Source organism: Achromobacter sp. (assembly GCF_050285565.1).
Lineage (GTDB): Bacteria > Pseudomonadota > Gammaproteobacteria > Burkholderiales > Burkholderiaceae_B > Achromobacter.
This window is the reverse complement of sequence record NZ_JBLZXG010000008.1, coordinates 235,965-248,461: the sequence shown is the minus strand read 5'-3', so window position 1 is coordinate 248,461 and position 12,497 is coordinate 235,965. Positions and strand designations below refer to the sequence as shown.

The window sequence follows — 12,497 nt, the reverse complement described above, 5'->3', positions numbered from 1 at the left end:
CATGCAAGCCTTGACCGCCCCCGCAGGCGGCCGCGAACGCAATGCCGCGGTCTTGCCCCTGCCCGCCTTCACCGACAACTATATCTGGGCCATCGTCCGCGACGGCCAGGCCGCCGTGGTCGACCCCGGCGAAGCCGGCCCGGTGCGGCAATGGCTGGCCCGCGAAGGCCTGAAGCTGCGCGCCATTCTACTCACGCACCACCATGGCGACCATGTGGGTGGCGTGTTGGAATTGTCCCGCATCGGTGACCTCACGGTATATGGCCCGGCGCGCGAGAAGCTGCCGCGCTGCGATGTGCCGCTGCGCGAAGGCGACCGCGTGGTGCTGCCGGAGCTGGACCTGGACCTGGCCGTGCTGGACGTGCCGGGCCACACCGCCGGCCACATCGCCTATACCGGCCGGGCGGCGGGAAAACAGCCCGTGCTGTTCTGTGGCGACACCCTGTTTGCCGGGGGCTGTGGCCGGCTTTTCGAGGGCACTCCCGCGCAAATGTCTGATTCCTTGGAAAAATTTTCCGTTTTACCGCCAGATACACAGGTTTTTTGCGCACACGAGTACACTCTAGCGAACTTGCGCTGGGCCATGGCGGTCGAACCCGCCAACCGCACCCTGCAACAGTGGTATCAGCGGGCCCGGCAATTACGCGCAGAAGGTCTCCCCACGCTTCCGTCGACCATCGGCCAGGAATGCGCGACCAATCCGTTTTTGCGCACGCAGCAAGCTGACGTCGTCCGCGCCGCAGACACCTGGGCCGGCCGCGTCCACCCGACGCCGGTAGAGGTATTTGCCTCCCTTCGTGAATGGAAGAACGATTTCAAGTGACCGCCCGATGAATTTCTCCCGACTCCTTCTGCCGCTTCTGCTGGCAGTCCTCGCCGGTTGCGCAGGAACCAAATCCCACGACAGCAAGAACCTCACCACCAACTCCCAAGGGCGCTACATCGCCCGCGACACGTCCCGCACGGTCGACCTGACCAATCCGCCGGTCGACGCCTGGGATCGCATTCGCCGCGGCTTCGCCATCCCCAACCTGAACACCGACCTCTCGCAGCAGTGGACCGACTACTACGCGTCCCACCCCGAGGCGGTGCAGCGCATGGCCGAGCGCGCCGGCAAGTACCTGTATTTCATCGTCGATGAGATCAACCGCCGCGGCCTGCCGACTGAACTCGCGCTGCTGCCGTTCGTCGAAAGCGCCTACAACCCCACCGCGCTGTCGCGCGCCCAGGCCTCGGGCCTGTGGCAGTTCGTGCCGGCCACCGGCCAGCATTTCAACCTGAAGCAGGACTGGTGGCGCGACGAGCGCCGCGACCCCATCGCCTCGACCAACGCGGCGCTGGACTACCTGGAAAAACTGTTCGAGATGCAGGGCGACTGGTACCTGGCGCTGGCCTCGTACAACTGGGGCGAGGGCTCGGTACAGCGCGCCATGGCCAAGAACGAGGCCGCCGGCCAGCCCACGGACTACCTGTCCCTGAACATGCCGGACGAGACCCGCAACTACGTGCCCAAGCTGCAGGCCATCAAGAACATCATCGCCGACCCGCAACGCTACGCGGTGGCGCTGCCGCCGGTCGGCAACACGCCGTACTTCGTGACGGTGCGCAAGAACAGCGACATCGACCTGGAAATCGCCGCCAAGCTGGCCGAGATGCCGCTGGATGAATTCAAGGCGCTGAACCCGTCGTTCAACCGGCCCGTGATCCGGGGCGACCACGCCCCCACGCTGCTGCTGCCGGCCGACCGCGTCGAGATCTTCAACGCCAACCTGACCAACTACAAGGGCGACCTGAGCGCCTGGAAGGTCTACCACTCGCGCCGTGGCGAAACCTACGCCTCGATCGCCAAGCGTTTCGGTGTCACCGAAGCCAAGCTGCGCGAAACCAACGACATCAGCGCGCGCCAGAAGGTGGCTTCGGGCCAATCGCTGCTGGTGCCGGGCGACCCGGGCGCCGGCGGCGTGCAACTGGCTTCCCTGGCCGCTCCGGTCGGCGCGCTGGATTCGGCCCCCGTCAACACCAGCAAGGCGCCGGCGCCGCGCGGCAAGGCCGCGGCCCCCGCCGCGCGCGGCGCGGCCGCCCGCCCCAACGTGCGCACCCACAAGGTGCGTCAGGGCGACACGCTGTTCTCGCTGGCCAAGCAATACGGCACCTCGGTCGACGCCCTGCGCGCCCTGAACAACCTCAAGGGCAACGCGCTCAAGATCGGCGCCCAGCTACGCGTGCCGGGCACCAACGCCCGCGGCTGATCCCCGGCCGATCCGTCTTTCGCCGCGGCGCCCCACCCGGGCGCCGCGCTGTTTTGTCCGCGAGTCCGCCAAACTCCTTAAAATAGGCGGTCTCCAGCAGGAAAAAAATCAAAGGAACCACACACATGGGCTTTCTCGCCGGCAAACGCATCCTGGTCACCGGGGTGCTTTCCAACCGCTCCATCGCCTACGGCATCGCGCGCGCCTGCCACCAGCAGGGCGCCGAACTGGCCTTCACCTACGTCGGTGACCGCTTCAAGGACCGCGTGGCCGAATTCGCCGCCGAATTCGGTAGCGACATCGTGCTGCCCTGCGACGTCGCCGAAGACAGCCAGATCGAAGGCGCCTTCGCCGAGCTGGCCAAGCGCTGGGACGGCCTGGACGGCCTGGTGCACTCGATCGGTTTCGCGCCGCGCGAAGCCATCGCCGGCAACTTCCTGGATGGCCTGTCGCGCGAGGGCTTTCGCATCGCCCACGACATCTCGGCCTACAGCTTCGCCGCCATGGCCAAAGCCGCGCTGCCGCTGATGGAAGGCCGCAACGGCTCGGTGCTGACGCTGACCTACCTGGGCGCCGAACGCGTGGTGCCCAACTACAACACCATGGGCCTGGCCAAGGCCTCGCTTGAAGCCAGCGTGCGCTACCTGGCCACGGCGCTGGGCCCGCGCGGCATCCGCGCCAATGGCATCTCGGCCGGCCCGATCAAGACGCTGGCCGCCAGCGGCATCAAGGACTTCTCGGCCATCCTGAAGTTCGTCGAGGCCCAGGCGCCGCTGCGCCGCAACGTCACCATCGATGACGTCGGCAACGTGGCCGCGTTCATGCTGTCGGATCTGGCCGCCGGGGTCACCGGCGAGATCACCCACGTGGACGCCGGTTTCTCGACCATCGTTCCGGGCATGGAAGAGTAAGAGCATCGGGCCGGGCGGCGCGCCCGGCCGCTTCCGGCCCGGCGGCGCTGCCGCGGGGCCGGACTCTCCGGCCCCCTCAGGCCGGCCGCACGATCAGCGTGGACACCTGCACGTCCACCGCCGTCATCAGCTTGTGGATCGGGCATTTCTCGGCCACGGCCAGCAATTCGTCGATCTGCGCGTCCGACAGTTCGCCATGCAGCGTCAGCTTGGCGGTCAGGCGATAGATGCCCTTGCGTTCCTCGCCGGCATCGCGCACCACCTCCACCCCCACCGATTCCAGCGGCAGCCCCTTGCGCTGCGCGTAGACCATCAGCGTCATGGCCTTGCAGCCGCCCAGCGCCGTATCGAAGTAATCGTGCGGATCCGGGCCGGCGCCTTGCGGCCGCGGCATGTCCAGCGGCAGGTCGTGGCCTTCGGCCGTGGCGGTGAATTGCAGCGTCTGGGGCGCGTTCTGGCGCACGTGGATAGTCATGGGCGGGATTCCTCGCGTTGCGGGCGGCGCGCGCGGCCGCCTCACCCCAGGTTGTAGCATCCGCCACCGCGCCCCGGCCCGGCGCAACATCCATTTCTGACTGTAAGCTGAACTTCTGGCCAAGATGGCGGTCGGATAGTGCTGTTCGCAAGCCGTTTGCATTCACAGGAAACCCGCATGAGCGCCAGACAACTTCTAGACCAATTGCTGCAATCCGGCCAGGGCCTGCTGGCCGACGCCGGCTCGAAAGTGCAGAACGCCAGCGGCGGCAAGGCCGGCTCGTTCCTGACCGGCCTGGGCGGCGGCGCCCTGGGCGCCGGCGCGCTGGGCCTGCTGCTGGGCAGCAAAAAAGCCCGCAAGATCGGCGGTAAGGTCGCCATGTACGGCGGCATGGCCGCGCTGGGCGCCCTGGCCTACCGCGCCTACGGCGACTGGCAACGCAACCAGGCGGGCGCGCCGGCCGCGCCTCCGCAGACGCTCGACCGCCTGCCCGCCCCCGAGGCCGAGCAGCACAGCAACGCGGTGCTGACCGCGATGATCGGCGCGGCCAAGGCCGACGGCCACATCGGGCCGGAAGAACGCGCCCTGCTCGAAACCGAGATGGCCAAGCTGTCCGGGGATGCGCAGGACCGGCGCTGGCTCGAAACCGAGCTGGCGCGTCCGCTCGATCCCGCCCAGATCGCGCAGTCGGCCAGGACGCCGGAAATGGCGGCCGAGATGTACCTGGCCAGCCTGCTGGTGGTCGACGAGGAAAGCTACATGGAGCGCGCCTACCTGGACGAACTGGCGCGCCAGCTCAAGCTGCAGCCGGGCCTGAAGGAACAACTGGAGCAGCACGCGCGCGCGGCCGCCTGACGGCGCCCCGCGCCTGGAAGCGGCGGGGCAAGCGGTCATGACCGCTTGCCCCGCGGTTTTTTTGTTCAGTCGGCGCGCAGCCCGATCGCGCCGGTCAGCGCCGTATAACGGTCGATATCGGCATTGATCATGTCCTGGAACGCGCGCGGCGAACTCGTCGCGGGCGTGAAGCCCTGCTCGCGCAACGCCGCCTGCATGTCGGGGCGCGACATGATGCGCGCCAGCGCGGCGTTCAGCTTGGCCACCACCGCCGGCGGCGTGGCGGCCGGGGCCAGCAGGCCATGCCATTGATCCAGCGCATAACCGCTCACGCCCTGCTCGGCCACGGTGGGTACAGTCGGCAGCAGCGGCGAGCGTTGCGGCGACGTGACCGCCAGCGCGCGCAGCTTGCCCGCGGCGATCAACGGCGCGGCGCTGGAAGCCGTGACCACGCCCATGCCGACCTGGCCGGACACCACGTCGGTCAGGGCCGGGCCGCAGCCTTTGTAGGGCACATGCTGCAACGGTGCGCCGCTGGCCCGCGCCAGCATTTCGCCCGCCAGATGCTGCGGGGTGCCATTGCCGCAGGAGGCGAACGGCAGCGGCCGCTCCGGCCGCGCGGCGTCGAACGCATCGTCCAGCGTGCGCAGCGGCGAAGCCACCGGCACCACGAACACGGACGGCACGAACGCCACGTTGATCACCGCCGCGAAATCGCGCTTGGGCGCAAAGCCCAGGTTGCGGTACACCCCGGGATTGATCGCGAACGAGCTGTTGACCATCAGCAGCGTGTAGCCGTCGGGCGGCGCCTCGGCAACCACGCGCGCGCCGATGTTGCCGCTGGCGCCCGGCCGGTTCTCGACCACCACCGGCTGGCCGAACTGCGCCTGCAGGCTGGCGCCCAGGCGCCGCGCCAACAGATCCGTGCCGCCGCCGGGAGGAAAGGTCACCACGATGGTGACCGGACGGGTGGGATAGGTCGCGTCGGCCGGCGTGTCGCCGGACGGCGGGTTGCCGCAGGCACCCAAGGTCAGTGCCAGCCCCAGGGCCAGCAACCGGGAGGAGATTCGAAGCGCGCGTTGCATGATGCGTGTTCCTGGCGAACGGCCCGGCTCAGGCGTCCAGGCCGATGTCAAGCACCTTGGCGCTGTGGGTAAGCCAGCCGACAGCGATCTGGTCGACGCCGGTGGCGGCCACGGCGGCGGCAGTGTCGGGCGTGATGCGGCCGGACGCTTCCGTGATGGCGCGGCCCCGCGCCATGGCGACCGCCTGGCGCAATTCATCCAGGCTCATGTTGTCCAGCAGCACGACGTCCACGCCCAGCGCCAGCGCGGTTTCCAGCTGCGCCAGGGTGTCCACTTCCAATTCGATCTTGACCATGTGGCCAACGCCGGCGCGGGCGCGCCGCACTGCGGTCTCGACACCGCCGGCCAGCGCGATGTGGTTGTCCTTGATCAGCACGGCGTCGTCCAGGCCGTAGCGGTGATTGCTGCCGCCCCCCACCCGCACCGCGTACTTCTGCACCGCGCGCAGGCCCGGCATGGTCTTGCGGGTGCAGGTGACGCGGGCGCCGTAGCCGGCAATGGCGCGGGCGATCGAGGCCGTGGCGGTGGCCACGCCACTGAGGTGGCAGAGAAAGTTCAACGCCACCCGTTCGGCGCTGAGCATGGCGCGGGCGTTACCGCGCACGGTGGCGATTTCGGTGCCGGGCGCGAGTTCGGCGCCATCGCGTTGCGCCACGCGGAACTCGATGGCGGGATCGAGCGCGCGAAACGCCAGGCGCGCCAGGTCGAGCCCGGCCAGCACGCCGTCCTGGCGCGCCACCAGCCGGGTCTGGGCCACCGCGTCGGCCGGCACGATGGCGTCGGTGGTCAGATCGCCCGCCCGCCCCAGGTCTTCGAGCAGGGCCGCGCGCACCAGCGGCTCCAGCATGACATCCGGCAGGGCGGGAATGGGCAAACGGACGGCGGGCGCTTCAGCATTAATGCTCATTTTGAGTATTTTGTGATTAAAAAAAGGCGCGCACGAACTGCGCAGGCACTTATGCTAAATATGAGTATATGACGTTGTCAAGCGTCACAGCGTGCGCGACAGGGGCAGTTTGCTGCCCGCGATGGCGCGTTCCAGCAGCACGTCGCGACGGAAGCGGAACAATTTGGCGGGCCGGCCCGCCGTGCCGGTCGCCATCTCGCCGGTCTCTTCCACCAGCGCCTGCTGTTCGATCAGGCGACGGAAATTCTGCTTGTGCAGGCCGCGCCCGGCCAGGGCTTCGACCGCCTGTTGCAACTGCAGCAAGGTGAATTGCGCCGGCATCAGCTCGAACACCACCGGACGGTACTTGATCTTGGCGCGCAGGCGGGCAATGCCGGTGGCGAGAATGCGGCGGTGGTCGTGGCGCATCGGCTCGCCCGGCAGCGGCGCGCCGGCCACGCCCGGCCGGCGCCGCGCCGCCTCGGGCACCAGACCGGCCTCGAACAGCAGTTCGTAGCGTTGCAGCACCATGTCTTCGTTCCAGGCGGCGCCATCGAGCCCGAAGGTAATGGCAACGCGCTGGCCGCGGCGGCTGCGCGTGGCGGCGTCGGCCGTGTCATCGCACCAGGCCCGCAGACGCGGCACGATCAGTTCTTCCAGCAGCGCCGGGGTGCCCGCGCGCCGGTCTTCCCAGGGGAAATAGCGGTACCAATCCTGCCAGCCGACCTGCGCCACGCCGGTTTCGCCGGCTTCGCGCGTCAGGCCCAGATAGCTGACCGACATGACGCGCGCGCCCGACTCGTCGGAACGATCGCCGTCGGCAAAGGTGTAGAGCTGCTCGACGTAGCCCAGCGGATGGTGAGTCTGCGCCTCGACCCACGCCCGCAGGCCCGCTTGCAGCGAGCGATGCGACAGTTCGAATGGCCCCGCCGGCAAGGCCCGCGCGTCTTCGGTCGTCAGGACGCGCGGCTCGCCGTGGGTCACGGCGACCAGGACGGCGACGAGTTCGGCATGGACGGAGCGTTCGACGGATTCGGTCAAGGTAGATGGCTGGAATGGGGAAGACGCCGGACGCTGCGCGAGGGGCGTCGCGCGGCACGGGCAAGCATGGTTGCGCGGCATCGCGCCGCGCTCGGCATTATAAAGGCCGGGGCCCTGCAACAGCCCCCTGCTCGACACCTCGCACGAGCACCGCAAGCCGTGACGGCGGTGCCCGCGTGGCCCGCGCGGCGGGGTGCGCGGGAGCCGTCAGGCGACCTTGGCGATCGCTTCCTGGCGCGAGTCCACCACCGTCAGGATGGCCAGGAAACCACTGATGTCGAACACTTCGCGCACGTGCGGCTGCATCGCGCACAGCGCCAGCGCGCCCGACGCCTGCTTCAGGCGCTTGGCCAGCACCAGCACCACGCGCAGCCCGGCACTGGAAATGTAGTTCAGGTTCGACATGTCGAGCACGAAGCGGCGCTCGCCCTTTTCGACGTGCGCCAGCAGGTCCGCCTCGATACCCGCGGCGTTGCCGCTGTTGATCTGGCCTTCGGGCGAGACAACCAGCACTTCCCCGACTTTCTCGACTGCGAGATTCATAGTGGTTCCCGGAAATTGACCGGCGCCCCGGATCCCGGCTTGCGGGCGGCGGCGCGATGCCGTGATGATACGCGAGGCGCCCGCGCAGCCAAACGCAAACTTCAAAAGGCGCGCGCGCGCCGCCCGATACGCCTGTCGGCCGCAATCGGGCATACTTCCACCTGCACGTGTACCCCTGACCGCAAGGCAACCATGCCCTCTCAGCCCGATACGCTTGACCTCGCCCCCGACGCCCGCGCCGTTGCTTGCGCCATCGAATGGCTCGAGGCCATTGCCGAGCGCGAGGGGTGGTCGCCCAAACTGAGTTTCGGTCTGTCCCTGAGCCTGGACGAAGCGCTCACGAACATCGTTTCATACGCCTTCGACGATCCCCTGCCGACCCCCGATCCCGCCCATGTCCGCCTGGCCTGCCACCAGGACGACGCGTGGATCTCGCTGGAGATAATCGACAATGGCCGGCCGTACGACCCCACCCTGACGCCGCCTCCCCCATTGGCCGCCTCGCTCGATGACGCCGAAATCGGCGGCCACGGCGTGCGGCTGATGCAGCACTATCTGCACGACCTGCGCTACACGCGCGACGGCAACGAGAATCGCCTGACGCTCGTGATGCGCGCCGCGTGACTTCACCGGCGCGGGCAATGAAGACGCGCTATCGACAACTCGCCATGCATAGGCAGAAAGTACCGAACGAAAGCCGGTCATCTGTCACTCATGCATAGACTGCGCGCTGGTTGTGCGCAGCCCCGCTCAGATGCCGCCCGTGAACGCTCCCTATCGTCCAGAAGGATTGCTTGCCCGCCCCTTGTACGCCCGCGTCGACGCGGCGGCCGTGGCCCACAACCTCGCCCGCCTGCGCGCCGCCCTGCCCGCCAGCGGCGCGCCGCGGCTATGGGCCACCGTCAAAGCCGATGCCTACGGCCATGGCCTGGCGCGCGTGCTGCCCGCGTTGCGCGGCGCCGACGGCCTCGCGGTACTGCACCTGGACGAAGCGCGCGCCTGCCGCCGACTGGGCTGGAAAGGCCCCGTACTGGTCTATGGCGGCCTGTATTCGCAGGCCGACACGCTGTTGTTGGACACGCCGCAGCTGCACCTGGTCATCACCCACTGCGCGCAACTGCACTGGCTGGCGCAATCACCGGCGGCCGAACGGCCGGCGATCTGGCTGCGCTTTGCCGGTGATATCCATCACACCGGCTTCAGCGCCGACGACTATCGCGCCGCATTCGAGCTGGCGCGCAAGCTGGCCGCGCGCGGCCTGATCGGCGAAGTCGGGCACCTGAACCATTACGCGCGCGCCGACGAAGCCGAAGGCGTGGCTGACGCCGACGCGCGCTTTCGCGCGGTCATCGACGGCCTGCCGGGCCCGGTTTCCACCAGCAATTCCGCCGCCGTGCTGGGCCACGCGGCACTGGCCGCCACCACCCAGTGGGTGCGGCCCGGCCTCGCGCTGTACGGCGCCAGCCCCTTCGCCGAGCGCGGCGCCTCGCAGCTCGGCCTGTTGCCGGCTATGTCGCTGCACTCGCAGGTGGTGGGCATCCAGCGCGTGCAGGCCGGCGCCGGCGTCGGCTACAGCGGCGCCTTCCTGGCGCCCGCGGCCATGGACGTGGGTATCGTCACCTGCGGTTATGCCGACGGCTATCCGCGCCACGCGCCCACCGGCACGCCGGTGGTGGTGGCCGGCGTGCGCACCCGCCTGCTGGGACGCGTCTCGATGGACATGATGGCGGTGGACCTGGGCCCCGTGCCGCAAGCCGCCATCGGCGCGCCCGTGACCTTGTGGGGCGCGGACGGCCTGCCGGTCGAAGAGGTGGCGATGGCCGCGGGCACCATCGCCGCGCAGTTGCTCACGGGGCTGAGCGCGCGCGTGCCGGTGGCGTTGGCAGGCGCGGCGCGCTGAATGGCGGCGCCCCCGCCGCCGCGTGCTGTCCGCGAACGTTCACGCAGCGTCCTGGCGCGGCCTGGCCGGCGCGAACAGCAGGAACAGCAGCGTGGCGCCCAGGTAGATCACGCCGGTCGCCGCCAGGCCCGCCCCCATGCCGGCGGCGCCGAACATGGCGCCGACCACCAGCGGGCCGGCCATCTGCCCGAGCTTGTCGGCGGCGCGCATGACGCTGGTGGCGCCCGCCGCGCCATAGTGCTGCACCTGCGGCAAAGCCAGCATGTAAGGCGATTGCGAGGCGCCGGCAAAGCAACTGGCCAGCGCCAGCAACAGCACCGCGGCGGCGGCGGCGGCCAGGCCGCTGTTGAAATACAGGCCCAGCATGCCGAGGCTGCCCACCAGGCCGCCCAGCACGATCCAGCTTTTCTTGATGCGGCTGCGGTCGACCACCCTTCCCATCAGCGGCCCGACGTAAATGACGCACAGGCCGTAGATCATCAGCACGCGGCCAATGCTGGACGCGGCCACGCCTTCGGCCTCCAGGTACAGCGGCAGCGCGAACGACAGCAGGCCGACCTGCGCGATCGAGAACGGAATCACACTGCCCACCAGCAGCAGGCCAAAGTCGCGCGTGAACAGCAGCCTCAAGGTATCCGAGAAATGGGCGCGGGCGCGTCCGGCCGCCTGCGCGGCCAGCTTGCGGCCACGATCCATGTAGGGGCGCATCAGGATCAGCACGCCGGTCAGCGGCATGGCCAGCATCACCGCGCCCACCGCGAACACCGCGCGAAAGCCGACTTGCTCCATCAGCATCGCGCCGACCGCGGCGCCGGACAGGTGCCCCGCGAACAGGCCGGCGATCACGCCGGTCATGTTGCGGCCGCGATATTGGGGCGGGCTGCGCGTCACGATGAAACCCTGCAGCCCCATCCAGGTCAGGCCATAGCCCAGGCCCACCAGGCCGCGCGCGGCGCTGAACATCAGCAAGCTGGAGGCGGCCGCGCAGGCCAGCATGCCGGCGGCGGACACGCCCAGGCCGGCCAGCACGGGCACCTGCCAGCCCTTGCGGTCGGTCAGGCGCCCGGCCAGCAGCGAGGTCAGCAGGCCGCAGCCCATCTCGACCGAAATCGGCAGGGCCAGCAGCAGATTGGCCGGCAGCTCCAGTCCGCCCGCCGGCAGGCTGCGCGCATACAGCGGCAGAAAACCCAGCGGCAAGGCCCACGCGAACAGGAAACCGAACATCACGGGCCGCGCAATGCGGCCCACCTCGGACTCATCATCCGGGCCGACGCGGCTGCCATCGGGCAGCGTGGCGCGCGCGGCGAAGGCTCGGTTCATCAACAGCGCCAGCAGCAACAGCATTTCGATCGCGGCCACCAGCGCCACGGCGACCACCGTCACCGCATCGAGCGCGCGGCCGCGCACCCCGGCCGCGATGACCTCGCCAGACAGGCGCAGCACCAGATCCCCATGCGCCTTGGGATCGGCCAGCGCCGCGCCCAATGGCAGCACCAGCGTCAAATCATCGGCCTGCGGGCGCGCGCGCGGCAAGCCCTGCACATCCAGCGGGCCGCGCGCGTCGGCGCCGTAGAGAATGCGGCCGTCGCGGTCGGCCAGTTCGATCTGCGCCACCGCTGGAAACGTGGCGGCCAGGCGCGTGAACGGCGCCTCGACGCCACGCAGCCGCTCCACCTCCAGGCCGTAGCCGAGCACCCGGTTCAGGTCGCGTTGCAGGCCCTCGGCCAGCAGTCCGACGTTGTTGCGCGTCACCTCCAGCCAGCCGCTGCGGAACGTGGCAATGGTGTAGGCGGCGTACACGCCCTGCGCCAGCACCAGGGCCAGCAGCGGCACCACGAAGCGGGCGCGGCCCCCGGCGGCCAGCGAGGTCAGCGGCACGACGTACTTGAAAACGGCGGCCAGGCCCACCCCCACCAGCACCGTGACGGCCAGCAGCACCTGCAGGTTGTCGACGATCAGCCGGCGGCTGGCCTCACCGTCCTTGGCGGCCGACAGCACCACGGCGCCGAGCGCCTTGCCGCCCGCGGCAGTCAGCGGCACGGCCACGGTGACGCGGTCGGCGGCCACCGCCACCAGCGCGCCGGAACCACGTCGCGTCGACCCGGCGGCGCTTGCGCCGCCAGCGTCCAGCGCGCGCGCCAACGGCGCCGCGTCCGCGGGCGCTTCACCCTGTGTCGCCAACGCCTGGCCATCGGCCAACAGCACCGCCGCGCCCTGCACGCCGCGCGAGCCCGCCACACCGTCGCGCAAGGTATCGCGCAGGCCGAAGTACTGCTCCAGCGGTTTGCCCAGGCGCAGGCCGTTCTCGATATTGCCGGCCACGCGCCGCGCCACCACTTCGACGCGATCGGCGGTGGTGTCGACCACCAGGCGGTTCAGCGCCGACAGGCTGAGGGCGCCGATCAGCGCCTGCGCCAGCAACAGCACGGCCAGACAGGCCAGAGTGACTTCCAGTACCGGGCGGCGACGCAACCCATCGAGCACTATTTGTATTGGTTCGCTACGCATGGGCCCACGCCGTCGCAAAGTATTTACACACGGGCACCAATGGTATTTACAATTAATGCAAATTG

12 protein-coding genes are annotated in these 12,497 nt (G+C 69.4%); 6 read left to right on the top strand and 6 right to left on the bottom strand.

All coding sequences use genetic code 11. The features are described 5' to 3' along the window. Position 1: 1 nt before the first annotated feature. The 3 genes from gloB (at position 2) to fabI (ending at position 3,160) form a co-directional block, all read left to right on the top strand. Positions 2-823 (top strand): hydroxyacylglutathione hydrolase, encoded by an 822-nt coding sequence (gene gloB, locus ACN6O8_RS18715; RefSeq protein ID WP_427992497.1) that lies wholly within the window; start codon positions 2-4, stop codon positions 821-823. 7 nt (positions 824-830) lie between these two features. Then, on the top strand, positions 831-2,249 hold the full coding sequence (locus tag ACN6O8_RS18710) for a transglycosylase SLT domain-containing protein (protein ID WP_427992496.1): 1,419 nt from the start codon (positions 831-833) through the stop codon (positions 2,247-2,249). A 125-nt stretch (positions 2,250-2,374) separates the two neighbouring features. Next, positions 2,375-3,160 carry an enoyl-ACP reductase FabI gene (gene fabI / locus ACN6O8_RS18705; protein ID WP_427992495.1) on the top strand — a complete coding sequence of 262 codons (786 nt, stop codon included), beginning with the start codon at positions 2,375-2,377 and terminating at the stop codon, positions 3,158-3,160. A 76-nt stretch (positions 3,161-3,236) separates the two neighbouring features. On the opposite strand, the gene ACN6O8_RS18700 is transcribed toward fabI, so the two are convergent. Beyond that, positions 3,237-3,635, bottom strand: coding sequence for an OsmC family protein (locus ACN6O8_RS18700; RefSeq protein WP_427992494.1), 399 nt, complete (start codon positions 3,633-3,635; stop codon positions 3,237-3,239). Positions 3,636-3,812: 177 nt separating this feature from the next. On the opposite strand from ACN6O8_RS18700, the gene ACN6O8_RS18695 reads away from it, so the two are divergent. Further along, complete coding sequence (locus ACN6O8_RS18695; RefSeq protein WP_427992493.1) at positions 3,813-4,490, top strand: tellurite resistance TerB family protein; 678 nt, start codon at positions 3,813-3,815, stop codon at positions 4,488-4,490. Between the two features lie 65 nt (positions 4,491-4,555). Here ACN6O8_RS18695 and ACN6O8_RS18690 read toward each other — a convergent pair whose 3' ends face one another. The 4 genes from ACN6O8_RS18690 to ACN6O8_RS18675 form a co-directional block, all read right to left on the bottom strand. Further along, positions 4,556-5,554, bottom strand: a complete 999-nt coding sequence (locus ACN6O8_RS18690; protein ID WP_427992492.1) for a tripartite tricarboxylate transporter substrate binding protein — start codon at positions 5,552-5,554, stop codon at positions 4,556-4,558. A gap of 28 nt (positions 5,555-5,582) precedes the next feature. After that, positions 5,583-6,461: a carboxylating nicotinate-nucleotide diphosphorylase gene (gene nadC / locus ACN6O8_RS18685; protein ID WP_427992491.1), complete on the bottom strand. Its 879-nt coding sequence runs from the start codon at positions 6,459-6,461 to the stop codon at positions 5,583-5,585. An 84-nt stretch (positions 6,462-6,545) separates the two neighbouring features. Continuing rightward, positions 6,546-7,481, bottom strand: coding sequence for an NUDIX hydrolase (locus ACN6O8_RS18680; protein WP_427992490.1), 936 nt, complete (start codon positions 7,479-7,481; stop codon positions 6,546-6,548). Between the two features lie 207 nt (positions 7,482-7,688). Then, positions 7,689-8,024, bottom strand: coding sequence for an STAS domain-containing protein (locus ACN6O8_RS18675; RefSeq protein ID WP_427992489.1), 336 nt, complete (start codon positions 8,022-8,024; stop codon positions 7,689-7,691). 192 nt (positions 8,025-8,216) lie between these two features. Here ACN6O8_RS18675 and ACN6O8_RS18670 point away from each other — a divergent pair, with 192 nt between their 5' ends. Further along, positions 8,217-8,648 (top strand): ATP-binding protein, encoded by a 432-nt coding sequence (locus ACN6O8_RS18670; RefSeq protein WP_427992488.1) that lies wholly within the window; start codon positions 8,217-8,219, stop codon positions 8,646-8,648. Between the two features lie 130 nt (positions 8,649-8,778). Continuing rightward, on the top strand, positions 8,779-9,924 hold the full coding sequence (alr, locus tag ACN6O8_RS18665; RefSeq protein ID WP_427992487.1) for an alanine racemase: 1,146 nt from the start codon (positions 8,779-8,781) through the stop codon (positions 9,922-9,924). Between the two features lie 39 nt (positions 9,925-9,963). On the opposite strand, the gene ACN6O8_RS18660 is transcribed toward alr, so the two are convergent. Then, positions 9,964-12,432, bottom strand: a complete 2,469-nt coding sequence (locus ACN6O8_RS18660) for an MFS transporter (protein ID WP_427992486.1) — start codon at positions 12,430-12,432, stop codon at positions 9,964-9,966. Between the last annotated feature and the right edge of the window lie 65 nt (positions 12,433-12,497).